A 24,543-nucleotide genomic window follows, 5' to 3' on the forward strand; every position below is an offset into this window, starting at 1 on the left:
TCGCTCAACTGCCCGTCGTCGAGACTGATCAGCCTCGGGTGACTCAAGTGTACGTCGTTAGACCTGACATCCTAGCCATTCAAATTGAGACGGGCAAAATTGAAAAAGGCGGGCAAGTGCCTTATGTTGCTGATGTGTCTGATCGCATTGCTCAGGAAAATAACGGCTGGCTAAAGCGGGATGGTCAACTGATTGGAGCCGTTGTTGGCCGCAATAAAGAGGTATTGACCCAGTTTGACCAGTTTTCAGGCGAGGCGCTAGAGACGGAGGTGGCCGATCAGCCAGAAACTTACTCCGTAACTGCTTCAGGTCGTCGCGCGACGACAAGCGTCCCTGAGGCGGTCTACCGCAAAAGCAAGCCTACCGATATGGCCTGGGTCGGTCCTTGGCAGTTTGAGTGGCCAATGGCGCATACCGTTTTTTTAGACATGCCGGATGACTTGGTGGCTGGCGAAACCTATACCGTTGATTTGGCAAAACTAGGGCTAGATGCGGTTGAGTTTGAATACTTACCCGATCGGGTTTTTAGCGAAGCCGTACATGTTTCGCAGCTAGGATTTCGGCCTGATGACCCGGCGAAGGTGGGCTTTTTATCCACCTGGTTGGGGAGTGGCGAGGGCTTGGCCTATGGGGAAGGACTGAGCTTTTGGCTAGTCGATCAGACCTCTGCGGCCAAGGTGTATACGGGCACAACCGTTTTGAACTTGGCAGCCAATCGCTCAGACGACAAACGCCGTAACTATAACGGCACCCCGGTCTACAAAATGGACTTTAGCGACTTTAACCGGGCAGGTACCTATCGGCTGTGTGTGGAGACGATTGGCTGTTCTTTTCCCTTTGAAGTAGGTGAAACTGTCTGGCGATCAGCCTTTTACACCACTGTACGGGGGCTATATCACCAACGCAGCGGCCTTGCGCTAGAACGCCCGTATACCGACTTCGAGCGCCCCCGGTCTTTTCATCCTGAGGATGGCATGAAGTTTTATCAGTCTACCTACACGCTGCTGGAAAGTGGGGAAGGGCTGGGCTTGGGCGAGGCAGGAACGCGAGACGGCTTAAAGGCTGGCAATACGGGGGAGCTAGTTCCGCAGGCGTGGGGTGGCTGGTTTGATGCGGGCGATTGGGATCGCCGGATTCAGCATGTGGAGGCTTCGCGGCAGCTATTAGAGTTGGCAGAGCTTTTCCCGGCTTACTTTGCCAGAGTAGACCTCAATTTACCCGAATCTGACAATGCCCTACCCGATGTGGTGGATGAAGCTCTGTGGAACGTAGACTTTTTTCGGCGCTTACAAGCTGAAGATGGCGGCATAAGCGGTGGGATTGAGTCGGCACAAGGCCCTTCTAACTTTGCCGCTAGCTGGCAAGAACCTTCAGATGCGTTCGTTTATGCCCCCGATATGTGGTCTAGCTATCTTTATGCGGGCGTAGCCGCCCAGGCAGCGAGTGTGGTGAGCCGCTATGAGGCGAATCGAGCCGAAGCCTATCGTCGCAGTGCGGTGCGGGCAATGGAGTGGGCTGAAGCCGAATACGCCCAGGCAGAAGAGGTGGACTGGCGAATTCGCAGTGAACGTAATTTGGCGGCTGTTGAACTCTATCGCTTAACGGGCGATCGCCGCTGGCACGACCTGTTTTTAGCCACAACCGTATTTAGCGATCCGCAAGCGCCCGCCTGGAAAGGGAAAAGCCACGACCAGATTAACGCTGCCTTTGTCTATAGCCGCCTGAGTCAGTTTCCGGTCAATGCTGAAGTGCAGCAAAATGCGAAAGCGGCGCTACTGGCGATCGCCGACAACCAGGTTGAAATTGTCAACGGCACAGGCTTTGGCTGGAGCAAGTTTGACGCTTATGAAAATGTTGGCTGGGGCGGTAGCTTTGGCGCACCGGAGGCGACTCAGCTTTTGCGGGCACATTTTCTCACCGGCGATCGCCAGTATTTAGAAGCAGGGGTGCTGGCGAATCAATTCTCGGCAGGGGCTAACCCCGATAACCTGGTTTATACCACCGGGTTAGGTCAGCGATCGCCCCAACATCCCTTGGTCATTGATGCCCGCGTCACCGGGCAAGCCCCTCCCCCCGGCATTACCGTTTATGGCCCAATCGACTTGTGGCGCTTCAACAATTACTGGGTACCCAGACGACTTTTGGTTAACCACATGTCGCCTAGCCCCTGGAAATGGCCCACCGCCGAAGCCTATACCGATATTTTTCTGTACCCGGCTGTCAGTGAGTTTACAATTCATCAAACCATAGGGCCAGCGGCTTATGCACGGGGGTATTTAGCAGCCCGCGAAGCCTTAGCGCCTTAGGGTCGGCAACGCCAGCTTATTAACCCAATCAGGCGGCAGGTTGGGCTGCTAAAGCCTTGCTCAAACGGTTGCCGCTTCTGGCTGAGCCGTTTTGCTGGGCAAAGGTGGGCGAATCACTAAGTAAATGGCAGCCCCTAGCACCGGAATCAGCATCAGCAGCCAGATCCAGCGGCGATCGCCTATACCCCGCCGGGTCATGTCATCTCCTAGCAGCGCCGGAAACAATAGCCACAGTAAGCAATAGTCCAAACTCATCACATGGATAAAGCGACTGGTTTGCCACTGTTGGACAAAATCGCTCCAGTCACCGCGACTCCACCCATAGACCAGTAGCCCAAAAGCCGCGATCGCCAGCCCCACACCCAGCCAGCGAGCGTCTACCAGCTTGAGCAATACACTTTTTTCTCCCGTAAAGGTAGGTTGCGGTTGCCGCAACGCCAGATAAGGCAGCAGCAGAAAAGCCCCCACCCCAAACGAACCGACGACAAACGGCCAAGCTGGCAGTTTTTGACCCTGTCCATCAATTAGCACCACACAGGCATACACCAGCGGCCAAACCCCCATGAGGTTAAATAGCGCTACCACCAGCGGATTGATACCAGCCCAGTCACCCGTGGAAAGTCGCTGAATCAGTTCAAAGGTGTCTGGCTGGTTGGCTGGGGCTAGCAAAAAGGCGTAAAAACTGAACCCAACCCATAGAAGCATGAAGCTAATTTGTCTAACCATGAGTGACTAATAAGTTTCTCACTGAATTATCAATCAACTTAAAGTGTGACCCGCAAAGGCTAGGATTGCCGTCTACGGTTGTGTATGTACGCAGAAAACCTGTCTTAGCCTAATCAATTTGGGGATTTATTGTGTTCATTCCCCTGCTAGACCTCCCTCTCTATCGATCAATCCGTCGCTATCATTCCATGCATGTTAGCTATTTTCTAGAACTGTATGAGTCTGGATATCGCGAATTTGAAGGGGTTCATCTCTATGGAGCAAATTTAGATAGTCGCATTTTGGTTTCTGTCAATTTAGCGAAAGCCAATTTGACGGGAGCCTATCTCAGACGCACTTTTTTAACCAAAGCCAACCTCAATCAGGCCAAGCTGCATTGGGCTGATCTGAGCTACGTCAAAATGAGTGAAAGTCAGCTCATTTCAGCCGATTTAACCAAGGCCAATCTGAAGGGAGCCTTTTTGGTTAAGGCTAACTTGACGGGGGCGCGCCTCAGCGGTGTTAACTTACAGGGCGCTAATTTACGAGATGCCAATCTTAGCCGCACCAATCTCTGTGGCGCTAACCTCCAAGGTGTCAACCTGCGGGGGGCTGATTTGACCGATGCCAACTTAGCCTGGGCAAATTTAGCGGGCGCTCGGCTGAGCGGCGCAGCCCTCGATCAAACCCGCTTAGACAGCGTCAACCTTGAAGGGGCTTACCTCAACGGTCTAGACTTGCAAGCCTTAAACCTCAGCGGCGTCAATTTGAGTGGGGCTAAGCTCAACGGGGCTAACTTGCAGGGGGCTAACCTGGCGATCGCTAATTTGGCTTATGCCAGCCTTAAAGGGGTAAATTTGGCTGATGCCAATCTCAGCGGCTCTAACCTGACTGAAGCCTACTTGCGAAATGCCTGTCTCGATCGCGCTAATCTCAGCCGCGCCGACTGCACCCAGGCCAATCTGGATGAAGCTTCTCTCGCTGAAGCCCAACTCCACGAAACAGACCTATCAGGGGCGACTTTGCCCTGTTGGCTAGCGGCTTACCCCTTGGCTGAGCCTCCCCAGGTTCCGGCTGTGGGTTAGCGCTCAGCCCCTTTGCTGTTTTAGCTTGCGGCTCGATTATGGTTCAACCGGGTGTGGTATTGGTAACGGCAAGTTCACAGGCAGAAGCTAACGCGATCGCGACTGCTCTGGTTAAAGAACAGCTTGCAGCCTGCGTTAGCATTGCCCCTATTCAATCGGTGTATTGCTGGCAAGGAGATCTGCATCAAGATGCAGAGTGGCAGTTGACGATTAAAACTGACCTATCCCAGTTTTCGGCCTTGGCTGCTCGTGTCCAGCAGCTACACAGCTACGAAGTGCCAGAGGTGATTGCGCTGCCCATAGAAGCAGGGACTACCGCTTACCTGGAGTGGTTGACTAACCAGGTAAAAGCAGTTGGCAGCGCTGAAACGTCAGGTGAACAGGCTTAGCCCCCTTATGAATACTGGCTGGCAAGGGGATACTGCCCGTTTAGCAGCCAATCGCCAACTGCTTTGAACTTGTAGTCTACCGGGTCGTGCAGGGTAAACGTGCGCAGGTCACGCCAGTAGCGATCGTAGCCGTAGTGGGCTGCCGTGGCACGAGCGCCCATGACTTCAAACATTCGGTTGCAGATAGCTAGCCCTACTTGGGTCACAAAGGCTTTGGCGGCAGACACGGCGATCGCGATGTCGCCCCGTTCTTCAAAGGTTAGCGCTAGACCTTGCTGCCAACCAGCCTGCACTTTTGCTGCGGCCTGGTCGCTCAGGGCGATCGCCGCCTGTAGCTGAGTCCACAGTTCGCCATAGTGCTTCAAAATATAAGGATCATGGGTGGCGCGATCGACCCCGGCATCTATCCAAGGGCGCGTTTGCGTAGCGGTATAGTTTTTGGCCGCTTGTAAAGCCCCTTCCGCCAGCCCCAGATAGGTATAGGTTTTGGCAAGCTGGGCAATTAGAAAAATGAGCGTCGGCAAGGCACTGTCTGGCAACGGGGGTGGCCCCATTAGTTCTTCGGCTTGAACGAAAACATTTTGAAAGCGATAGCTACCGCTGGCGGTGCAGCGCTGCCCCATATTCTGCCAGTCATCGTTGTAGACAATGCCATCGCGATCGGAGGGCAGCACGCAGACAATGGGCGGGTCGATGCCTGCTTGCTTTGCTCCGATTACCCGCATATCGGCTACGGCCATGCCTGTGCCAAAGCTTTTAACCCCGTTAAGGCGAAAATGATTATCGACGGGGGTGATGTGTAAGCGGGCATCGCGTCCGTTGAGCGCGTTCGCCCAAAACAGATTACGCTCAGCCGTTAGGCGGTAATAGAATTCTGCTTGACCGGGGCGACCCATCACTTCAGCCAACGCCACTAAGGAGATGTGGTTAGCATAGAGCTGAGCGGTAGACCCCTCGGCATGGGCTATGGTTTGCAAGGCGCGGTAAGTTTCTGGCCAGGTTGCTCCAACGCCGCCATAGTGCCGGGGCACTGGCAGCAAAAGCAGCCCAGATTCTTTTAAAAGCCGAACTTCTTGGTGGGGTAGGTCGGCGCTGCGATCGCGGGCTACGGCTGTTTCTGCTAGCGACTGGGCAACTTGCCGCGCTACGGCAAGATAGTCTTTGACCGGGGGTTGAAAAGCGAGTTGCGATTTCACCATCTGCACTCCTGGCTATGAATTGCCTGGTTGAATAAGGCCACGCTAAGCCAGGAACGAGAACAAACCGGGAATTCAAAAAACGCCAGCCGCCGCTATTTGTTTGTTGGCTAGCCACCGCTCACAGGTGGAATCAACACCACTTCATCGCCATCTTGCAACGCCGTATGCGCTTCAACAAACTGAAGGTTGACGCCAAAACGGGTCAGATCTCGCCACTGGGCTAGCTCAGGATGTTCGGCAATCAGGCGATCGCGAACGGCTGCTACGGGCGTTCCGGGTTGAAGCTGTAGCGTTAGTTCCGGGACACCGTAGGCGTCTTGATAAGCGGCAAACAGTTTGACAGTAACAGTGGCAGAATTGACCATAAAAGCTAACGGTTTTCTTCCATCCTAGAAGACGCTATTCCATTCGAGTCTAGTCCGCCTAAAACGCCTGAGAACCCTTTATGAGCGATCGCGTTGTCAATGACTGTCACCTTGATCCAGAACGGCTCAGACCCTTTCAAGAATGTATGGAAACCTACGGCATCGGCGTAGAGACAGACGATCCGCACGATCCGCAGGGAGAGTGGCCGCACAACTGCATCTCAACTCAAACCGTCGCCTATTCCTGCGGTTTGATTAGCCGTGCTGATGCAACGGTGGAACATAACCACGACGCAGCCGAGCTAGCGCAATGCTGGCGGCTAGCTCATCAGGCCAGTGAAATTATGGATGGGATTGCGGTAGGCTTTGGTTCAGAATCAGAAGACTATTTTCGCCCTTTCTTTGTCACGGCTGCGCGAGATGCGCCTGCCCCAGAACGCCTGAATGAAGCTGTGATTCGGGCGGCCTTTGGTGGCACCATTTACCCGGTGGCTGAAATCGTCATCGAGCCGCTAGTCCCGTCAGCAAACGGCTGGCAACGGGTGGCTAAACGAGAAGCCGAAACGCGACAGGCTTGGCGCAATTTAATCAACTGGTTTCACAGCCAACCTGAACTCAAAAGCCCTGCTTTTGTCAGTATTGGCTCAGATCCGTTGAGCGATGATAACGGTGGCTGTGTTTTCCCGCGACTGGCGATCGCCCTAACGCCAGCAGGTAGCCTGGTGGGTATTTGCGGCTATGTTGTCTACACCTGAGCTGAGAGCGGACTCACCTTAGCCCGGTGCAGAAGCTTGTCCCCCTGGCGGTAGCCAACATAGCGCACTCTCACAAGATCACCCGGTTGGGCGCTGCCGTCTATGAGCTGGTGCTGCTGGGGATCATAAGCCAGTTCGGCCCCTACCGCAGCGATCGCCTCAACGCCCCAGTCTGCCAGCAAAGTCTCTAGCGGGCGAACCAGAGGAAGCAACCGTGTAGCTGGAATCTGAGGATTGTTTTGAGCGGCGTAGGCGGCTGTTGGCCAGTTTAAAAGCCAAGCCTCTAGAGCGTCGAGGCTCTCTTGCTGAAATTTTTGCTTTAGCTGCTGCTTTTGCTCACTGAGTTGCTGTTGCAGCCGCTGATATTCGGCGGCTAAGGTGGCGGATCCAGGGTTTGATTGGATGGCTGAGGGCATAAACGCGGTTAGCAAATCTGCCAAACTCAGCCCTAAAGCCTCAGCCAACTGCCTTAGAACCTGCAAACGCATGTGGGCAATATTGCCCTGCCGCAGTTGCCGTACCTGCCAGGGCGAAACATGGGCTTGCTGACTCAATGCCTTAAAGCTAGAAATTCCCGCCTGCTGCATTAGTTGCCGCAGTAAATCTGTGCGATCGCCCTGAACCATAACCCTGTTGACTCATTTTCCCTCAGCAACCCCTTTTCGCCCTGGTTGACGCTGCCGCCAAAACTTAGCATTAAAGCATTGCTCAGGCTGAAACGGGGCGTCAAACCTGGTGTAAATGGGGTTGGCTACCTACTTACGATAAAGCCAAATCTGCCCCGCTCACTCAGGCCAAATGCATTTTCAAAACCGATCGGGGGGCTTTGCGCACGCGACAGCGGATCGTTTCGTGCCCCAGGCGACTGCAAGCTTCGTAACGGTGGCAACCCGAAAAGCCGTAGTACTGCCCTTCTACCTCTAGCACGTCGATCGGTTCTTGCAGGCCAACAGCTTGAATAGAGTGCATTAGCGCCGCTACTTTCGCCTGATCATTTTGGCGAAACAGGGGTCGCCGAATCGCTTGAATAGGAATTTCTTCAATTCGCATAGACTGGCAAACTCATAACTTGCACTTCTTTATCATACTCGTTATGAGTTTGTTTTGAATTAAAATTCCCTGCTTTAATCCGGCATGTCTATCGTCTATGCGCCTGACTGAGGGGGCACCGCTGTAGCCACCCGCCTGAGACGTTGATAAAAGCTGTCCTTCAGCCCTCAGCCCTCGCCTTCTACCTTTAGCTATAGTGTGGTTGTTTGCAGCCGTGAAAACCTGAAAAAAATCTGCATAGAACGTTAGGCTAAAATGCTGCTAGCTGGGCTTAGCCACTGCTGGTTAGCTAGACCTCTTTTTGCTGATTAATATGCTATTTTCGCTAAAAAAGTTGCCTCAATCGACGGTGCGCCAGTCGCTTTTTTGGCTGGTAGGGGCTGCTGTAACCACTGGCGCGATCGCGGCTGGCGGGGGCAACCCATCGGCTCTGGCTCAAACAGCGCAAAATCCTGAAATTCGCGTTGGCGTGGTGCAGCGCTTTGGCGAAGCTGAAGACGATGAGCTAATCGTTGAACCTTTAGAAGGCTTATTAACCCTCACCTTTAAAACAGGTGCCCAAACCCAAACCGTTTCTGCCCCTCAGGCTAAACTCGATATCGCTCTTCAGCCTTTACCCAAACCAGCGCTGCAAGAGCGGGTTGTTTTGAGTTCTCACCGCAGCTTTGAAAGCGCGGAAGATAGCGCTAACCAGTGGCGCGATCGCGGCATTGAGGTCGAAATTGCTCAGCCGAGTAGCTGGCAAGTTTGGGCCAAGCGAGAGGTTTATTCAACCCCGTTATTGCGGCGGCTACTGCTAAAAAATGTGCAGAGTCGCGGCTTTGATCAGGTGTTTTTGGATAGCGAAGTCGTTACTGCCATCCCCAAGGCGGCGTTTATTGCCAATGGCTATCGCTACAACCGCGATCGCTTTGAAATAACCACCCCCAACCGCCGCATTCGGGTGGTCGCCGGAGAAGGCCCACGCGATCGCAGCTTATATGGCGGCGACTTAATGCTGCAGCCGAATGCTTATGGCACCTATACCCTGGTCAATGAGGTGCCGATTGAAACCTATCTACGCGGGGTGGTGCCTTACGAAATTGGGCTAGGTGCCCCACCTAGCACCATTGAAGCGCAGGCGATTTTAGCGCGTACCTATGCGTTGCGGAACCTGCGCCGTTTTGCCATCGACGACTATCAACTGTGTGCCGATACCCAGTGTCAAGTTTATTTTGGTATTAGCGGCGCGGCTGAAGCGAGCGATCGCGCGATCGCAGCCACACAAGGTCTGGTGCTGACTTACGAAAATGAACTGATCGACGCCCTCTACTCTTCGACAACGGGCGGCGTCACAGCTAAGTTTAGTGATGTATGGAACGGTGCGGATCGCCCTTACCTGCAGTCAGTGATTGATTCGGTGCAGCCCGTTTGGAACCTCAGTCAAAAGCCGCTGTCGGCAGAAGCCAATATTCGCGCTTTTTTGGCTCTCGACCAAGGGTTTAACGAAGACGATTGGGATCTATTTCGCTGGCAAGCCGAGAGTGACCTCACCGAAATTGCCCAAGACCTTAAAACCTATCTGCAAAGGCAGCAGCACCCACTGGCAAACTTAACCCAGGTCAGCCAGTTACAAGTCACCGAGCGATCGACCGGAGGAAGAATTCAAAAGCTGGCTATTCAAACCGATGTGGGTGTGGTTGAACTCGCCAAAGACGAGATTATTCGGGCTTTGGCAGCGCCGCGTAGCCTGCTGTTTTATATCGATCCGGTTTACGCCGCCCCAGCAGAGAACGCAGCGAGTACACCTGCGCCAGTGCTTAAGGGTTATAAGTTTGTTGGCGGCGGTTGGGGGCATGGCGTTGGCATGAGCCAAACAGGAGCCTATCGGCTAGGAGAGTTAGGCTGGAGTGCCGCCCGTATTGTGCAGTTTTATTATCCCAACACCGAGTTAAAGCCCATCAGCCGTGAACTCACGTTTTGGCGACAGCCTTCTGCCTCACCCGGTTCACCCGATTTGCCCGCATCTGAATAAACAGCCTGAGCTTGGGCGATCGCTGCACCCGACCTCTGTCCTGTCTTGGTCTGCTAACAATCAGACGGTCAAGGCAGCGCCGATGCCTGTAGCCACTCAGCTTCAGACGCCTACTACAAGCCGCTGCTAGAAAAGCCTTCCGGCTGCCCTCTGCTTTTTGTCTTCATCTGTAGCGATCGATCCCTGTGGCCAGTTCATCCCTTGGGGGGATCTTCATCGGCGGGTGCGGCTCAACCCATCTGTTGCTCGTCTAAATGCAAACTATTGAACTGAACGAAACCGATTAGCGTTGCAGAGTTATCAGAAAAATTTAGATTGAGATATGCTCTAAGTACTGATTTTGAGCCTAATTAAGGGTATTTCCTTAAAGATTTACATATGGGGCAGTTTTTTCATGAATTCTTCACTAGGAGAACGAGGAATAGGGCACTTTACCCCTCTTCGAATCAGGGAATAATTGAAGTAATCTGGCATTACGCAGAGCTTCCCGGTGCATAGTCAATCATTCTTAGGAAATATAAGTTTGTATGCCCAGTTGCTTTTTGTATTGCTAGTGATTGCCATCAGTACGAATCTTAAGTTAAGCGAGGCTGCATGAGTTACTGCATCAACCCAGCCTGTCCTGAGCCTAGAAATCCTGCATCGGTCATGCAGTGTCAGGCTTGTGGCACGTCTCTTCTGATACGCGATCGCTATCGCGTTATCAAAGCCCTTGGTCGAGGTGGGTTTGGTGCAACCTTTTTAGCCAGAGACGAAATTTTACCCGGACATCCGCCCTGCGTTGTTAAGCAGCTTCAGCCTTCAGCCGACTCTCCCCATGTGCTCCAAATGGCGCGCGAGCTGTTTCAGCGAGAAGCAAAAATTCTGGGCAAAATTGGCAACCATCCGCAGCTACCCCGACTGCTCGATTATTTTGAGTTGCACCAGGAATTCTTTCTCGTCCAAGAGTTTATCAACGGCGCTACGCTGCAGCAAGAAGTTAAGCGCGGCGGCGCTTTTAGCGAAGCAGGGGTGAGGCAGTTTCTCAGCGAAATTCTGCCGATGATGCAATATGTTCACAGCTATCAAATTATCCACCGCGACATTAAACCTGCTAATTTAATTCGGCGGGAGCAGGATAAGAAGTTAGTGCTAATCGACTTTGGCGCGGTTAAAGACAAAGTCAATATCGCTAAGGCTAATAGCTCAGAGCAAACTGCCCTTACGGCCTATGCCATTGGTACCCCTGGCTATGCTCCCCCAGAGCAAATGGCCATGCGCCCAGTCTACGCCAGCGATATTTATGCTATTGGCGTAACCTGTGTTTATTTGCTGACGGGCAAATCGCCAAAAGACTTAGACTACGATCCGACAACGGGTGAACTGCTCTGGCGGGAGCAGGTTCATGTCAGTGAGCATTTTGCTAAGGTGCTCGAAAAAATGTTGGATATTTCTGTGCGTCATCGCTACCAGTCAGCAGAAGCGATTCTACGCGATTTGGATTTAGAGCCATATTTAGAGAGTCTGGCGCAAAACATGGCTGTTCAGCCCAGCAGTGGCCCTTTGACGGGTTCAGGGCCTAGCAGTGGTGGTACGTCCGGCTCTTTAAGCGATGTTACTTCCCCGTCTTCGCCGACTTCTCGCATGGCGGCGGCTATTCGGGCGCGGCGGGAGCGCTCATCTACCAAAAGTGGTACGACGGGTGTAGGTCGGGGTCGCGGTAGCCTCAGATCTCGTTCGGCTAGTATGGGCTATGGCGATCGCCCGCAGTTAGGCGATCCGTCTTCGGGATCGCTCAAAAAAGCGGGCTATCTCACTGCTGATGATATCAAGACCTACTATGTCAAGGGTATGCGTGATTTTTCTATGCAGTCGCTAGGGAAGCTGAACCTATCACGCGTCAATTTGAGCGAATGTAACTTTGCCCAGTCGCAGCTTCAAGGTGTCAACTTTCAAGGAGCCGACTTATCCAGCAGCAATTTAGGGCGAGCCAACCTGGTGCAGGCCAGCTTGAAAAATGCCAGACTAGAGCGGGCTTATTTCAACTACGCCAATTTAGAAGGGGCTGACCTCAGAGGGGCGTGTTTGACAGGGGCGTGTTTGACCAATGCTAATCTGCGCGGAGCCAATCTCTGCGGCGCGGATCTAACCGGAGCCCAAATCAGCCAGGATCAGCTATCAATGGCGCGTACCAACTGGGCAACGATTTATCCAAACGGTAAGCGAGGGCTTTTGCAGGGCTAGCTTAGGGGGCGATAAACTTTCATCACCTGTACCGTTTCTCCCGCTAAAATTTGCGTTTGCCCCACAGGCACAATAGCCAACGCGTTGGCCTGAGCCAGGTTAATTAAGTTGCCAGAGCTGTGGCTACCGCCTGAGACGCTAAACAACAAGCCGCTGGCGTCGGCGCGAAGCTGCCCCCAAAGGTAAGTTTCGCGCTGGCCGCCAGCTTTGAGGAGATGCTGCGATCGCGCGGGTACTATTACGGGTCGCCAGTGGGCAGCCAACCCGGAAAGCTTGCGAATGGCTGGTTCGACAAACCGCCAGAAGCCGACCAACGCTGAAACAGGATTACCCGGAAGGCCAAAATAAAGGATACGGTGCGACTCGGTAGCCCCTGGCGGTGGTGGCTGTAGTTGGGGGGCAAAGGTGGCTACCGTCAAAGGTTTACCCGGTTTAACCGCGACAGCACGAATCTGTAGATCAGCCCCCAGTTCGCTCAAAATCCGATCGACATAGTCATAGTCGCCTACGGAAACCCCCCCGGAAGAAAGCACCATGTCGGCTTGGGTAATCGCTTGGGCGATCGCGGTTTTGAGCGCCTGTGGCTCATCCGGGATGATGCCCAAACTCAGCGGTTCTGCCCCTGCCAGTTGTACCAAAGCAGCCAAGGCATACTGGTTAGAATCGACAATTTGCCCCGGCTTTAAAGAATCGTGTGGCGTTACCAGTTCGTTGCCAGTGGAAAGAATCGCCACTTTGGGTCGTCGATAGACCGGAATTTCTGTACACTGAGCCGCCGCGAGAACGGCCGCTTCTGGCCCCTGTAGCGCTATTCCGGCTGGCAGCAGGGGTTCACCTGCTCGATAAAAACTGGCTCGCCGTCTGACAAAGGCTTGGGGTTCAGGTGGGCTAAAAATAACAACGCGATCGCCCTGTCGCTGAGTATTTTCCTGAATGACGATCGTATCTGCCCCCGTGGGCAGCATTGATCCGGTCAAAATGCGGGCGGCTTGACCAGACTGAAGCGCTTTTTGCGGCGGAGTTCCGGCGGGAATGTCTTCAATAACTTCTAAGGTAATGGGGGCTGTCGCCGTGCAGGTCTGCACGTCAGCAGAGCGCACCGCATAGCCATCCATTGCTGAATTGTCCCAGTGGGGAAAGTCGAGCTGACTGCTAACGTCTGCCGCTAGAATGCGACCGACAGCAGCGGGGAGAGGTACCCTTTGGCGATCGCGGTTGGCATCAAGAGGTTGAACTAGGTTGAGAATAAGTGATTCCGCTTCGGAGGCAGACAGCATTTTAGGTAGGGTTAGTCAGTGTTCTTACTCAAGCTGAAACTTTTTAGGCTTCTTATCGATCACTCTTTAGTAGGAAGTTACTTAAAGCCACACTGTATATGATCGAACAAAAGAATCATCATAGACAGGCTGTGTCTTCTGAGTGATCTACCTAAGAGACGACAGCGGTTAAACGCGTGCCTGCTCTCTAGATCGAACAACTCTATTAGTAAAAATTGGAGAATAGAATCCTATGTCTAAATTTGCAAGTTGGCAATCGGGCAGTGCTGTACTGGCGGCTGTGGGTATGCTGGCTGGGGCGGCTGCTCCTATTGTAATTTCAGCGCCAGCAACGGCTCAGCAAGCTAACTTTTCAGATGTTAGTTTTAGTTATTGGGCGCGTCCTTTTATTGAGCGACTGGCGTCTGAAAATATTATCGCTGGGTTTCCGGATGGTACCTTTAAGCCCGATCAGCCTGTGACGCGGGCACAGTTTGCGGCCATTGTGCAAAAGGCTTTCGACCAGGCGTCAACGCGGAGTGCCCGTAGCTTCCCAGATGTGCCGACAAACTATTGGGCCAGTGAAGCCATTCGCAACGCTTATATTGACGGGTTTTTATCGGGCTATCCCGATGGTACTTTTCAACCTGCTCAGGAAATTCCTCGAGTTCAGGTGTTGGTTTCTCTGGTCAATGGCTTGGGCCTCAGCGCTAACGGTTCTGTAAATGAAACCTTAGACATTTATAGCGATGAAGGTCAAATTCCTGATTATGCGCAGGATGAAGTGGCGGCGGCTACCCAGCGCCGACTGGTTGTGAGCTATCCCAACACCGATTTGCTCAACCCTCAGCAGGTGGCGACCCGTGCTGATGTGGCTGCTTTTGTTTATCAGGCTTTGGTGGCTCAAGGGCAACTCCCAGCTTTAGCAGAGGATATCAACGCCGCTGATTATATTGTTGGTTATACGCCATCGGGTACCAATACGGGGTCGAATTCTGGCTCAAACCCGACTACGCCTGGGCAAAATAACAACCTACGCATAGGGGCTGATACGCTCATCAATGTGCGCTACCCCAATGCCAGCACGCAAGATGTGGATATTGTTGTGGCACCGGGGCAAACAGTGGCGATCGCTCTAGAAGTGGAAGAAGCCATTCGCAACGCCAACGGTCAGGTGTTAGTGCCAGTGGGCAGTGCGATTCAGGGACGAATTGTACCCGTTAGTATTCAAGGGTCTTCGATTACAGCAGCTAAATATGTAGCCGATCGGTTGACAGTAGGCGATCGCACGTATGATATTCGCGCGGAATCTAGCCCGATTGCGGCCACTGAAAATGTTAGCCCCGGTACGCTTCAAGGTGCGCTGGTAACCGCAGCGGCTGAATCAATTGTGGGCGGTATTTTGGGTAATCGTGACTTAGGTGGTTTGATTGGTCAGGTAATTACTGGCAGTGACAACACGACTTCGCAAAATGCGGTTGTGGTGATTCAACCCAATCAGATCGATCTGCGAGTTATTTCTGACCTGTATGTTAACGCTGTGCAATAGCCGTCTAGCCTACTAAGCTCAAGCAGCGATCGCCTCTCGCGATCGCTCCATAATTTGGTGAAGCCGCCCTTGATTGTCAGGGGCGGTTTTTTTGATTAGAGACGGTGATTTGATAAGGCTGAGTTGACCAAAAGATTAGCGATCGCAAATTAAAAGTTTAGCTCCCTATCCGAGAAAAGTGATATGCTGCTTGCATAGACTCTGGTCAATTAATTATTTTTTCCACATAGACTTTTGTAAATCCAAGCAAAGCAATCGCTTCCTCAAGGAGCTGTTTGCAGGCGGTGTGGCTATGAGTTTATGACGAACGCTGGCAACTTCTATGCAACTCACAAATCGTATTAATTTCAGACACGTTCGCGGTGACATCTTTGGAGGTGTGACCGCCGCTATTATTGCTTTGCCGATGGCCCTTGCTTTCGGTGTGGCTTCAGGTGCCGGAGCTGCTGCTGGTCTTTGGGGAGCGGTTTTGGTCGGTTTTTTTGCCGCTTTGTTTGGTGGCACGCCCACGCTGATTTCTGAGCCGACAGGCCCGATGACTGTGGTGATGACTACGGTCATCGCCAGTTTGACCGCAGCCGACCCCGACAACGGGTTAGCGATGGCGTTTACCGTTGTGATGCTGGCTGGCCTGTTTCAAATTTTGTTGGGAGCTTTGAGGCTGGGGCGTTATGTCACGCTGATGCCCTATACGGTTGTTTCCGGATTTATGTCTGGCATCGGCATTATTCTTATTATTTTGCAAACGGCTCCTTTTCTGGGACAGGCGAGTCCTAAAGGTGGGGTCGTCGGAACGATTACTAGCTTGCCTAGCTTGTTGAGCCAGATCAATCCGGCAGAAACGTCTTTGGCTGCTTTGACAGTCGCCTTGCTGCTGTTTACGCCATCGGTGGTTAAGCGGTTTATTCCGCCCCAACTGATTGCGCTAGTGGTGGGGACTTTAGTTTCCCTTGCTCTCTTTCCGGATGTGGATATTCGGCGCATTGGCGAAATCCCGATGGGGTTTCCGGCTTTGCAAGTTCCCTTTTTCAGCCTCAGTCAGATGCGGCTGATGCTGGTAGATGCGGCTGTGCTGGGGATGCTGGGCTGTATTGATGCGCTGCTGACTTCTGTGGTGGCTGATAGCCTAACTCGTACCGAACATGATTCAAACAAAGAACTGATTGGTCAAGGCTTGGGAAATCTGGCTTCGGGGCTATTTGGCGGTATTGCCGGAGCCGGAGCCACGATGGGAACGGTCGTCAATATTCAGGCGGGCGGCCAAACTGCTCTATCGGGTTTAACTCGCGCCTTTATTCTGTTTGTTGTGGTGATGGGCGCAGGGAGCTTAACGGCTACGATTCCAATGGCGGTTTTGGCTGGTATTGCCCTTAAAGTTGGAATTGACATTATTGACTGGAGCTTTTTGAAGCGGGCCCACAACATTTCCATTAAGGGCGCTGCGATCATGTATGTGGTTATCATTCTCACCGTTTTTGTTGATTTGATTGCAGCGGTTGGTATTGGTGTGTTTGTCGCCAATATTCTCACCATCGATCGCCTTAGCAAGTTACGCTCAGAAACGGTCAAAGCGGTGACGGATGCCGACGACATGATTACGCTGAACCCTGAAGAAAAAGCGTTGCTAGAGCAGGCTAATGGCCGGGTTTTATTGTTTCACCTCAGCGGCCCGATGATTTTTGGGGTGGCTAAAGCGATCGCCCGTGAACACAACGCCATGCGCCACTGTGATGCTCTCATTCTTGACCTGAGCGATGTGCCACATGTAGGGGTAACGTCTTCTCTGGCGATTGAAAATGCCATTCGAGAGGCCATTGACAAGGGTCGTCACGTGTTTGTGGTTGGGGCAGCGGGGCAAATTAAGCGACGCTTAGAGAAAATGGGCGTATTTCGCGATATCCCATCCCATCATTTGTTGATGGATCGCACGGAAGCCCTGCGGTTGGCGGTGAACTCAGTGCAAAATCCGACCTATTCAGAAGAAGTTGTTGAAATGCCTTCTACTGGAACGCTCAAGACCGTTTAATAGCTGGCAAAAGTCACTCTGTCGCACCTGGTGAGGCGATCGCCAGGTGCGATGACTTTTCTGTACCTAAAAGCAGAATGCGGAAGACAGCAGGAAAGCTTTTCTGTCAGCGGCTTACAGCTATTGCAGTGTTTCACGCAGGTGAGTACAGCCTATAGTAGACAAGCTATCTTTGGCTTTCTGCGAAGGCTTTGGGCAAACCGCCGCTGGTTTAACAATTGGGCACTGGCAAATCGGCAAAAAAGACGCCATAGGCGGGTAATTCTACCGTGTCACCGTTGCGATTAATCGGAAACCCTAAACCAATGCCGAGTTCATGTTTCGCCTCTCGCTCAAGCTGATAGCGAATCGGATTGCCGCTGATGTTAAACAAACAAAGTAAGCGTTGCTCGGCATAAGCCCGCACAAACCCAAAGAGCGGTTCTTCCGTTTCTAAAAGTTCAAAGTCGCCAGCGATGAGCGCGGGTTGTTGTTTGCGCCAGTGTAGCAGTCGTCGCCAAGTGTTAAGCAGCGAATCGGGATTGTTGTTTTGAGCATCTACAGCCAGTGAAAAGTGACGCTTAGGAATGGGTAGCCAGGGCTTTTCGGCCTCTGTAAACCCTGCATTGGGAGCGTCTTCTTGCCAGGGCATTGGGGTCCGCGAACCATCTCTGCCAGGGACGACGGGATACAGCGCTTTACCAAAGGGATCGCGAATTTCATCCTCAGAAATATCTTTAGGAATTTGAGCTTCGGGTAAGCCTAATTCATCACCTTGGTATAAGCAAAATGCACCGGGTAAAGATAACAATAGCGCTGCCATCATGTGATAAAACGCTTCTGGATAGGGCTGACCGTTAATATCAGTCGTCGTCCAGCGCGATCGCAATCGACCGTAGTCATGATTGCCCACCATCCAGCACTGCCCCCCCTGGGTAAAGTTGTTTTGCACGCGCTGCATAACCCGTTTCATTAAGCTAGCCGACATGGGTTCATCGTCTACTAAAAGCGCACTGTTATAAGCCAGATGCAACCGTTCGTTTCCTTCAACATACTGGCTAGAAAGCTGCACTGAGTCTTCACAAAGCGTCACTTCTCCTAAGGTTACGGCTCCCGGATACTGATCAACTAACTCGCGAATGGGTTTGATCACGTCTAGGTTTTCGACACAGCAAAAATTGTATTTAAACCAATACTGAACCATAGGGTTGTCAGCATCTACGCCTTCAGGAAGTCGGCTACCTTGCTCTCGGGGTGGATTGTCGCGTAGCTGGGAATCGTGAATAAAGAAGTTAACTGCATCTAGCCGGAAACCATCTACTCCCCGCTCTAGCCAGAACTTAGCACGGGCTAAAATGGCTTCTACAACGTCTGGATTGTGCCAGTTAAGTTCAGGTTGACTGGGCAAAAAGTTATAAAAATAATACTGTTCGCGATGGTCATCCCACGCCCAAGCGCTTTCGCCCATGAAAGCAGACAGCCAATTGTTAGGTGCAGAACCGTCGGGTTTGGCATCAGCCCAGACATACCAATCTGCTTTTTCGCCTTCTTGGCTTTTGCGACTTTCAATAAACCAGGGGTGTTGATCAGACGTATGGTTCCAAACTTGATCAACGAGCACTTTAATGCCAAACGAGTGAGCAATGCTCAGCAAGCGATCGAAATCTTCTAAATCACCAAATAAAGGGTCGATATCTAACATTCCTGTGACATCGTAACCCATGTCGTTCATGGCAGATTCAAAGATAGGACATAGCCAAATTGCATCGACGCCTAAAGCGGCGATATAGTCCATTTTGGAAATAATGCCTTGCAGGTCACCAATACCATTGCTATCTGAATCGTTAAAGCTCCAAGGAAAAATTTGATAAATAACGGCATGTTGCCACCATTCGCCGTTGTGCTGCATATCGTTGGAATCTTCCCAAGTCCAAGCACGTCGATTAATAACTGGTTTTCGCCACCATTGAGCAACGTCTACTGGAGAAGTCACCATACTTAAATCCTTTAGCGAGTCAACTAGAAAAACACAAAAATACTGATAGGCAAGTTACAGCCATAGCGATCGCTAGTTGAGTCTTAGCGCAATCCAGCGATCGCCCACTTAATACTTTGCGGTGTTTGTCATGTTGACGTATTTTTATTGATTAGTGGCTCCCCCAGGGGGCATAAATTGAGTAGTCAGGGCTACATCCTTAGGGGGTGAATGACTAAAATTGGGTAGGAGGCTATAGCCAAAGTTGCTATCTGACTGGGTGAAGATTGGGTGGTAATTAGAAAAGATTTTTGGCCAAGTTAGAAGCGTGTTTACGGCTCAATTTGTTAGCTTAGCTTTAGAAAATTAACCCTGCTTAAACTAGTTTTAATATTCGTTTACTTGCTCTCGCACAATGCGAATGCTCTGCTGTTTTAGCTGGGCTTCGTTGCTTGTTTTGGGTAAAACAACAGGATGTTTTTCTATTTCGATCGCATGGGGTAGCCGTATTTTTGAGTGGCCGACAAAAACTGCCGCATCTTGTTCAATAAATTTGTCGCCAATGGCATTCGATCGCTGCGTTAACCATTCACAAAACTCTGCCGCATCGCTATCGCGAACGCCCCAAATGGGTTGATTTGCTTCACCGGGTTGGAAGCGATCGCTGGGCCAATGAGGGGGTTGGCGATCTTCACCTACAAGCTTCATTTCGTCGATAAAGAGCTGATACTCGGCGCAGGTAAGCAAACGGGTGTCAATCTCGGTGGTTTCGTCAAGGCGGAGGAGATTTTTCAAGCGCTGGGCTAGCTTTACCTCGGCGGCGAGTTTAAACACCCCTGGCTCAGTCGATTCTAAGCCGCGTTCTAGAACGGTTTCTAGCTCTTGGCGCATATCGGCTTGTACGCTCAAGCCTTCAGCCAAGCACTCGTAGGCTAAAGTTAGAGCCTGAACTGCATTTTCGCTATCGCGGCGCTGAAGGGCAGCCCAAATTAAGTTGCTGGCGTCGTTTTGGGCGGCATAGAGCCGCACGGTTTCTGCCCACCAAGGGTCATCAATGGTGCGGGTGAGAATGTATTCTTGCTGGCGTTCTTTGATTTCAACGGCTGCTAAATATTCTTGTAGACTTTTGTGCGCAAATTGGTAAACGCCGTCTTCTTTTTCTACCAGCAAGCCGCTGACGTTTTCGATTTGTTTGAGAAAGACATCGGGTTCGAGCGTGCCGCCTGTGACCGTGTCGAGCTTTTCGCGAATCAAGATCATGCCCGTAACAGTTTTGAATGTCAGCGTTTTTTTGGTCATGCGGTTGAGGGCAATTTTTTGCAAAACAGCTTGTTTTTGGGCTGCTGTCAGTCGATCGGGCATGCCTTTAGCTTCTTGCCGTCGCCCTAGCAGGACATCGCAAATTTCACCGTAGAGTTCTACCCGTCTGCCGGGGAGAGCGCCGCGATAGTTGTGAACTGTGGCGATCATGGTAAGCAACAGGGGATTGGTAGCCATCGCCGCGATCGCTGGCGTAAGCTTGATGCGCTCCATCAGGTTTTTAGCTTTAGAGGCCGCATCCCGCTGCACGCCCAAATCGTCTCGTCCTTGGGCGCGAATTTCGTTTTGGCGATACCAGCTTTGAATAAACTGTTCAATCTGCGACAGGGTAAAGGGCTTTACCTGCAACAGCGTTTTAACTTCTTCTACCGGAGCCGCCCGATAGCCAAAAGGGCGAGAGGTGACAATAAAAGGCGTTTGCGGATGGGTGCGAATTTGCTGATTCACCCAGGCGCTTATCTGTCGTCGATAGGCGGCTTCAGCTATTTCGTCTAGGCCGTCGAGCATGACCAAGCAGGTGCCTCGGCGCAGTTGGGTGGCAAACCAGTTTGGCGGCGGGTTTAAGCCGCGCAGACTGTCTTGATGCTGAAACTGTTGCTGAATTAAGTCAACCAGCGTTGGGCGATCGCCAGTGACAATTTCTTCCCACACCTGCCGCAGGTAGATCACAACGGGCACCAGACGCGGTGCATTGCGGTTTTGCTGACGGTAGGTATTTTGGGCGTAAGTCAGGGCAATAAACTCTAACAGCGTGGTTTTGCCCGAACCTGGCGGGCCAATAATACCCAGGTGACGAAAGCCAGGTTCGCCTGTCATGCGGGCGAGAAAGTCCCAGATGCTAAAGCTTTTAGCCGCTATTTCTTGGCGGATCATAGCGGTAGCAGCGCGGTTGAGGCTTTCGGGGGCGACGCCTAGCGGCACAAAAGTTTTTTCTAGATCGAGGGTGAAAGGGCCAGTGGTTTTTAGCCCTTGTGTGCGGTAGTTGCGATAGGTATAGATCAGGCGCTGGTAGTATTGCTGTTTGAAATTGGCGCTTAGCGTCCACCAGAAGGCGATCGCAGCCGTTTCTAGCTTCAGCGCTAACCATTGAAAAAGCTTATCTAGGCTGGGGGTGAGCTGGCTAAAGAAGCGAATGAGCAGCCACAGCAACCCAGCGGCCAGCAGACAGGCGATCGCCGCCCACCACTCTTTTTCTCTGGCAAAGTGTACGGCTAAAAGCCCTACCGCACCAGGCACACCCCAAGCGACCAGCGTTTGGTTGAGCAGCTTCTTAGCTTCTTCTAACCAGGGAGATCCGGAGTTGGGCTGATTTCCTGTCATGGGGGAGGGGAGAGGTGGGGAAGGTGGGGAAGGGGTGAGGGGTGAGATGGGGAAGGGGAGAGGTGGGGAAGGTGGGGAAGGGGTGAGGGGTGAGATGGGGGAGAGGGAGAGGTGGGGAAGGGAGAAGGAGAATGCTAGCGATTTTCCAAAATAGCGCGACTTTTTGGGGCGGCAGTATCATTTTTGAGGGTAACCCTCTAGTTGTGTCCTAGTGCCACAGCAATACGCGAGGGATACGCCGACATGATAGACGCTATCAACTTTGGTACAACCCTCTAGTTGTGTCCCAATTCCATAGAGATATGCACAGGGATGCGCGGCTAAGATAGACGCTATCAACTTTGGTACACCCTTCTAGTTGTGTCCTAGTTCCATAGAGATATGCACAGGGATGCGCGGCTAAGATAGGCGCTATCAACTCTGGTACAACCCTCTGAATCGTGTCCTAGTGCCACAGCAATACCCCAAAAATCTGCCCACACAACCCAAAAACTCCTCTCCCCTCCCCACCTCACCCCTTCCCCACCCTCCCCACCTCACCCCTTCCCCATCTCACCTCTCCCTCACCCCCCCTATAGCCACTGCTCTAAATCTGCCAAATAATAAGCCGCTAAGCCGCCACCGAGTAAACCAAACAAATGACCTTGCCAGGACTGTCCTCGCCGCAGCGGCAACACTCCCCAAATGGAGCCACCGTAGAGAAAGCCTGCAAGAACGGCGATCGCGATCGCTCCTGGGCTACGCTCGACATAGCCGCGCATGAGCAAAAAGCCTAAATAGCCAAAAACAATACCACTGGCACCAATATGGTTCGATCGCGGTTGACCCAAGAGCCAAACCCCAAGGCCGCTCACCAGCCAGACAATCGCCGTTACCCAAACAAAATCTTGCACGCCACTTAGCAAAATGAACCAGCCCAAAACCACCAGGGGTAGGGTGTTGGCTGAGAGATGTTTGAGGTTGCCGTGTAGCAGCGGTGCCAGAATGATACCGCTGAGTCCGGCTGGCCGTCTGGGGCGGATACCGTAGCGATTGAGTGCGCCTTGCAAAATCAGCGAGTCAACCAGTTCTAAACCCCACAAAACTGCCACCATGCCGCCCAAAATCTGAGCGTGGAGCGTCAGTGTTTCTGAACTGTACTGAGCTAGGGTGTCCATATTGGTAGGGGATTGATGCTATTGATAGAGTCTGTCAACGCTCAAACTGCGCCACAATCAAGCAGTGGGCAACTTCAAAACCATATGACGAAATCTGTTTTAATTACAGGGGCTTCTCAGGGCAGTGGTCGGGCGGCGGCGCTGTTGTTTGCTGAGCAGGGCTATAACGTTGCGATCGCGGCGCGACAAAGCGATCGCTTAGAAGCCGTAGCCGCTGAGATTATTGCCAGAGGGCAGCGGGTGATGGCGCTGCCGACTGATGTTTCTCAGGCAGATCAGGTAGAGGCGCTGGTCAATAAGGCGCTGGCTGAGTTTGGTCAAATTGATGTGTTGGTGAACAACGCGGGTATTTGCCTGACGGGGCAGGTGAGCGATATGAGTTTGGCAGATTGGCACCAGCTTATGGATGTCAATTTTTGGGGCTATGTTCATACCATTCATTATTTGTTGCCCCATCTGGTGCAGCGGGGCAGCGGCGTTATTGTCAATGTGGGGTCTTTTGGTGGCAAAATGCCGCTGCCGTTGATGACGGCTTACTGTGCGAGTAAGTATGCGGTGAGCGGTCTGACAGAGACTTTGCGTTTAGAACTGCAAGGAAAAGGCATTCATGTGGCGGCGGTGCATCCGGGGGTGATTAACAGCAGCTTTATGGAGCGGGCGATGTTTCGCGGCCAGGACGAAACGCAGGCCAATCAACAGCGCGATCGCATGCAGGCTGTTCTTTCGCAAGCTTGGGTAAGCCAGCCGGAAGACGTTGCTCAGGCCATTTGGGCAGCGGTAGATCAACGCAAAGATGAAATTGTGGTAGGGCCAGCCGCGATCGCGACTGAAGCTTATCGTCTGTTGCCGGGGCTGACTCAGTGGGCACTGGCGAGAGCGGCGCTGTAAGCTAAAAAGAGTTGAGAGGACGGGCAAAGTGGTTGCCATAGGGGAACCCAAATCTGAAAACCGACCGATTGGGGAACAGCGGGTTTTATTGCAAGGCTTGTCTTGGGGAGCTTATTTGCAGATTCTGGCGGCGCTGCCTCAGTCTCGTAGTTCGCGGTTGATCTATGATGATGGCGTTTTGGAAATTACGGTGCCGCTAGAAGATCACGAATTTGCGGCTCGTTTGATAGAGCGTTTTGTTTTGACGCTGGTGGAGCTGATGGGGCTACGCATCAAAACAATGGGTTCAACGACGATGAACTATCCGGGGCTGAAGAAAGGAACGGAACCGGATAACGCCTATTACATTCAAAATCAGCCTTTGGTGAAAGGTCGCAATGTTGATTTTAGCCAAGATCCACCGCCAGACTTGGTGATCGAAATTGACATAACCCATACGGATATTGCCAAAAATCAGTTCTATGCCAGCCTGGGCGTACCTGAATTTTGGCGGTTTAATGGCAAACTGTGGCGGATATATGCGTTGCAGGATAGAGCTTATGTTGAGGTTGAAGCCAGCCCAACGTTTCCGCTAGTGCCTAAGGCGTGGCTGTATGCTTTTTTAGAAATCGCGAAAGAGGACGAAGTTGAAGCGGTTCGGTCTTTGCGCCAAGGGTGGCACGAACAAGGGCGATCGCTAAAGGTAGAAGGCTGAGGGCAGCAGGCTGAAGGAAAGCTTTGCTGTCTAGCGGCTTGTAGCAATTGAAGTGTCTCAACGCTGTTTTTTGCCATAAAAACTATTCGACTATTTCACCCAAATAGCGGCTAACAAAATCCTTCGCAGCATCAGAATTGATTTGCTTCAAGGCTTCTGTCACTGCCACGATATTTTCAGCACTGGGGTCTAGCCCGTGATACCAGCGTCCAACATTGGCACGACTGATGCCCATTGCGACGGCTAGCTTATTTTGGCTAATGCCATATTCGTCTAAAACCTGTTTTA

20 protein-coding genes are annotated in these 24,543 nt (G+C 52.1%); 10 read left to right on the forward strand and 10 right to left on the reverse strand.

The features are described from left to right. Positions 1–2,306: glycoside hydrolase family 9 protein (locus ACTS3T_RS04925; protein ID WP_462934820.1), on the forward strand; the 2,306-nt coding region annotated here is incomplete at its 5' end. 60 nt (positions 2,307–2,366) lie between these two features. On the opposite strand, the gene ACTS3T_RS04930 is transcribed toward ACTS3T_RS04925, so the two are convergent. Continuing rightward, positions 2,367–3,032 (reverse strand): DUF2834 domain-containing protein, encoded by a 666-nt coding sequence (locus ACTS3T_RS04930; protein WP_377964535.1) that lies wholly within the window; start codon positions 3,030–3,032, stop codon positions 2,367–2,369. A 131-nt stretch (positions 3,033–3,163) separates the two neighbouring features. On the opposite strand from ACTS3T_RS04930, the gene ACTS3T_RS04935 reads away from it, so the two are divergent. Continuing rightward, positions 3,164–4,096 (forward strand): pentapeptide repeat-containing protein, encoded by a 933-nt coding sequence (locus ACTS3T_RS04935; protein WP_462934821.1) that lies wholly within the window; start codon positions 3,164–3,166, stop codon positions 4,094–4,096. A 38-nt stretch (positions 4,097–4,134) separates the two neighbouring features. Further along, positions 4,135–4,485: a divalent-cation tolerance protein CutA gene (gene cutA, locus ACTS3T_RS04940; RefSeq protein WP_377964539.1), complete on the forward strand. Its 351-nt coding sequence runs from the start codon at positions 4,135–4,137 to the stop codon at positions 4,483–4,485. Positions 4,486–4,490: 5 nt separating this feature from the next. On the opposite strand, the gene ACTS3T_RS04945 is transcribed toward cutA, so the two are convergent. Together ACTS3T_RS04945 and ACTS3T_RS04950 are read right to left on the reverse strand one after the other, a co-directional pair. After that, positions 4,491–5,684 (reverse strand): acyl-CoA dehydrogenase family protein, encoded by a 1,194-nt coding sequence (locus ACTS3T_RS04945; RefSeq protein ID WP_377964541.1) that lies wholly within the window; start codon positions 5,682–5,684, stop codon positions 4,491–4,493. Between the two features lie 107 nt (positions 5,685–5,791). Further along, positions 5,792–6,049: a MoaD/ThiS family protein gene (locus ACTS3T_RS04950; RefSeq protein WP_377964543.1), complete on the reverse strand. Its 258-nt coding sequence runs from the start codon at positions 6,047–6,049 to the stop codon at positions 5,792–5,794. 80 nt (positions 6,050–6,129) lie between these two features. Between ACTS3T_RS04950 and ACTS3T_RS04955 the strand changes: the two genes are divergently transcribed. Continuing rightward, positions 6,130–6,804, forward strand: coding sequence for a hypothetical protein (locus tag ACTS3T_RS04955; RefSeq protein WP_377964545.1), 675 nt, complete (start codon positions 6,130–6,132; stop codon positions 6,802–6,804). Here ACTS3T_RS04955 and ACTS3T_RS04960 read toward each other — a convergent pair. Together ACTS3T_RS04960 and ACTS3T_RS04965 are read right to left on the reverse strand one after the other, a co-directional pair. Beyond that, on the reverse strand, positions 6,795–7,430 hold the full coding sequence (locus tag ACTS3T_RS04960) for a helix-turn-helix domain-containing protein (RefSeq protein ID WP_377964547.1): 636 nt from the start codon (positions 7,428–7,430) through the stop codon (positions 6,795–6,797). The genes ACTS3T_RS04955 and ACTS3T_RS04960 overlap by 10 nt on opposite strands. Before the next feature lie 163 nt (positions 7,431–7,593). Then, positions 7,594–7,854, reverse strand: a complete 261-nt coding sequence (locus ACTS3T_RS04965; protein ID WP_377964549.1) for a ParB N-terminal domain-containing protein — start codon at positions 7,852–7,854, stop codon at positions 7,594–7,596. Between the two features lie 313 nt (positions 7,855–8,167). On the opposite strand from ACTS3T_RS04965, the gene ACTS3T_RS04970 reads away from it, so the two are divergent. Together ACTS3T_RS04970 and ACTS3T_RS04975 are read left to right on the forward strand one after the other, a co-directional pair. Further along, positions 8,168–9,868, forward strand: a complete 1,701-nt coding sequence (locus ACTS3T_RS04970) for a SpoIID/LytB domain-containing protein (RefSeq protein WP_377964551.1) — start codon at positions 8,168–8,170, stop codon at positions 9,866–9,868. Between the two features lie 594 nt (positions 9,869–10,462). Continuing rightward, the gene (locus ACTS3T_RS04975) at positions 10,463–12,091 is read left to right on the forward strand and encodes a serine/threonine-protein kinase (RefSeq protein WP_377964553.1); all 1,629 of its coding nucleotides are present in this window, start codon (positions 10,463–10,465) and stop codon (positions 12,089–12,091) included. Here the strand turns inward: ACTS3T_RS04975 and ACTS3T_RS04980 are convergent. Further along, positions 12,088–13,368: a molybdopterin molybdotransferase MoeA gene (locus ACTS3T_RS04980; protein WP_377964555.1), complete on the reverse strand. Its 1,281-nt coding sequence runs from the start codon at positions 13,366–13,368 to the stop codon at positions 12,088–12,090. The genes ACTS3T_RS04975 and ACTS3T_RS04980 overlap by 4 nt on opposite strands. A 232-nt stretch (positions 13,369–13,600) precedes the next feature. Between ACTS3T_RS04980 and ACTS3T_RS04985 the strand changes: the two genes are divergently transcribed. Together ACTS3T_RS04985 and bicA are read left to right on the forward strand one after the other, a co-directional pair. Further along, positions 13,601–14,896: an S-layer homology domain-containing protein gene (locus tag ACTS3T_RS04985; protein WP_377964557.1), complete on the forward strand. Its 1,296-nt coding sequence runs from the start codon at positions 13,601–13,603 to the stop codon at positions 14,894–14,896. 322 nt (positions 14,897–15,218) lie between these two features. Next, positions 15,219–16,922: a bicarbonate transporter BicA gene (gene bicA, locus ACTS3T_RS04990; protein ID WP_377964559.1), complete on the forward strand. Its 1,704-nt coding sequence runs from the start codon at positions 15,219–15,221 to the stop codon at positions 16,920–16,922. 211 nt (positions 16,923–17,133) lie between these two features. Here the strand turns inward: bicA and ACTS3T_RS04995 are convergent, their stop codons facing one another. The 3 genes from ACTS3T_RS04995 to ACTS3T_RS05005 all read right to left on the reverse strand — a co-directional run bounded on the left by ACTS3T_RS04995 (position 17,134) and on the right by ACTS3T_RS05005 (position 22,673). Beyond that, entirely contained in the window at positions 17,134–18,897 is a 1,764-nt protein-coding gene (locus ACTS3T_RS04995; protein WP_377964561.1) for an alpha-glucosidase family protein, read from the reverse strand. Between the two features lie 366 nt (positions 18,898–19,263). Continuing rightward, positions 19,264–21,516, reverse strand: coding sequence for an NACHT domain-containing protein (locus ACTS3T_RS05000; protein WP_377964563.1), 2,253 nt, complete (start codon positions 21,514–21,516; stop codon positions 19,264–19,266). Between the two features lie 572 nt (positions 21,517–22,088). Continuing rightward, positions 22,089–22,673 carry a rhomboid family intramembrane serine protease gene (locus ACTS3T_RS05005; RefSeq protein ID WP_377964565.1) on the reverse strand — a complete coding sequence of 195 codons (585 nt, stop codon included), beginning with the start codon at positions 22,671–22,673 and terminating at the stop codon, positions 22,089–22,091. 84 nt (positions 22,674–22,757) lie between these two features. On the opposite strand from ACTS3T_RS05005, the gene ACTS3T_RS05010 reads away from it, so the two are divergent. Both ACTS3T_RS05010 and ACTS3T_RS05015 read left to right on the forward strand, forming a co-directional pair. Further along, positions 22,758–23,561 carry an SDR family oxidoreductase gene (locus ACTS3T_RS05010; protein ID WP_377964567.1) on the forward strand — a complete coding sequence of 268 codons (804 nt, stop codon included), beginning with the start codon at positions 22,758–22,760 and terminating at the stop codon, positions 23,559–23,561. 28 nt (positions 23,562–23,589) lie between these two features. Next, the gene (locus tag ACTS3T_RS05015; RefSeq protein WP_377964569.1) at positions 23,590–24,255 is read left to right on the forward strand and encodes a Uma2 family endonuclease; all 666 of its coding nucleotides are present in this window, start codon (positions 23,590–23,592) and stop codon (positions 24,253–24,255) included. Positions 24,256–24,337: 82 nt separating this feature from the next. Here the strand turns inward: ACTS3T_RS05015 and ACTS3T_RS05020 are convergent. After that, positions 24,338–24,543, reverse strand: a 206-nt coding sequence (locus ACTS3T_RS05020; protein ID WP_462934822.1) for a helix-turn-helix domain-containing protein, incomplete at its 5' end; no start/stop codon positions are given.

The organism is Almyronema sp. (genome assembly GCF_052168255.1).
Taxonomy (GTDB): domain Bacteria; phylum Cyanobacteriota; class Cyanobacteriia; order Phormidesmidales; family Phormidesmidaceae; genus Sphaerothrix; species Sphaerothrix epifaneia.

Bases quoted from the DNA above. Each gene is read 5' to 3' on its own strand.
- ACTS3T_RS04965 (WP_377964549.1), bottom strand. From the start codon at position 7,854: ATGCGAATTGAAGAAATTCCTATTCAAGCGATTCGGCGACCCCTGTTT.
- cutA (WP_377964539.1), top strand. From the start codon at position 4,135: ATGGTTCAACCGGGTGTGGTATTGGTAACGGCAAGTTCACAGGCAGAA.
- ACTS3T_RS04945 (WP_377964541.1), bottom strand. From the start codon at position 5,684: ATGGTGAAATCGCAACTCGCTTTTCAACCCCCGGTCAAAGACTATCTT.
- ACTS3T_RS04930 (WP_377964535.1), bottom strand. From the start codon at position 3,032: ATGGTTAGACAAATTAGCTTCATGCTTCTATGGGTTGGGTTCAGTTTT.
- ACTS3T_RS04960 (WP_377964547.1), bottom strand. From the start codon at position 7,430: ATGGTTCAGGGCGATCGCACAGATTTACTGCGGCAACTAATGCAGCAG.
- ACTS3T_RS05010 (WP_377964567.1), top strand. From the start codon at position 22,758: ATGACGAAATCTGTTTTAATTACAGGGGCTTCTCAGGGCAGTGGTCGG.
- ACTS3T_RS04975 (WP_377964553.1), top strand. From the start codon at position 10,463: ATGAGTTACTGCATCAACCCAGCCTGTCCTGAGCCTAGAAATCCTGCA.
- ACTS3T_RS04980 (WP_377964555.1), bottom strand. From the start codon at position 13,368: ATGCTGTCTGCCTCCGAAGCGGAATCACTTATTCTCAACCTAGTTCAA.
- ACTS3T_RS04970 (WP_377964551.1), top strand. From the start codon at position 8,168: ATGCTATTTTCGCTAAAAAAGTTGCCTCAATCGACGGTGCGCCAGTCG.
- ACTS3T_RS04950 (WP_377964543.1), bottom strand. From the start codon at position 6,049: ATGGTCAATTCTGCCACTGTTACTGTCAAACTGTTTGCCGCTTATCAA.
- ACTS3T_RS04955 (WP_377964545.1), top strand. From the start codon at position 6,130: ATGAGCGATCGCGTTGTCAATGACTGTCACCTTGATCCAGAACGGCTC.
- ACTS3T_RS04995 (WP_377964561.1), bottom strand. From the start codon at position 18,897: ATGGTGACTTCTCCAGTAGACGTTGCTCAATGGTGGCGAAAACCAGTT.
- ACTS3T_RS05005 (WP_377964565.1), bottom strand. From the start codon at position 22,673: ATGGACACCCTAGCTCAGTACAGTTCAGAAACACTGACGCTCCACGCT.
- bicA (WP_377964559.1), top strand. From the start codon at position 15,219: ATGCAACTCACAAATCGTATTAATTTCAGACACGTTCGCGGTGACATC.
- ACTS3T_RS05000 (WP_377964563.1), bottom strand. From the start codon at position 21,516: ATGACAGGAAATCAGCCCAACTCCGGATCTCCCTGGTTAGAAGAAGCT.
- ACTS3T_RS04985 (WP_377964557.1), top strand. From the start codon at position 13,601: ATGTCTAAATTTGCAAGTTGGCAATCGGGCAGTGCTGTACTGGCGGCT.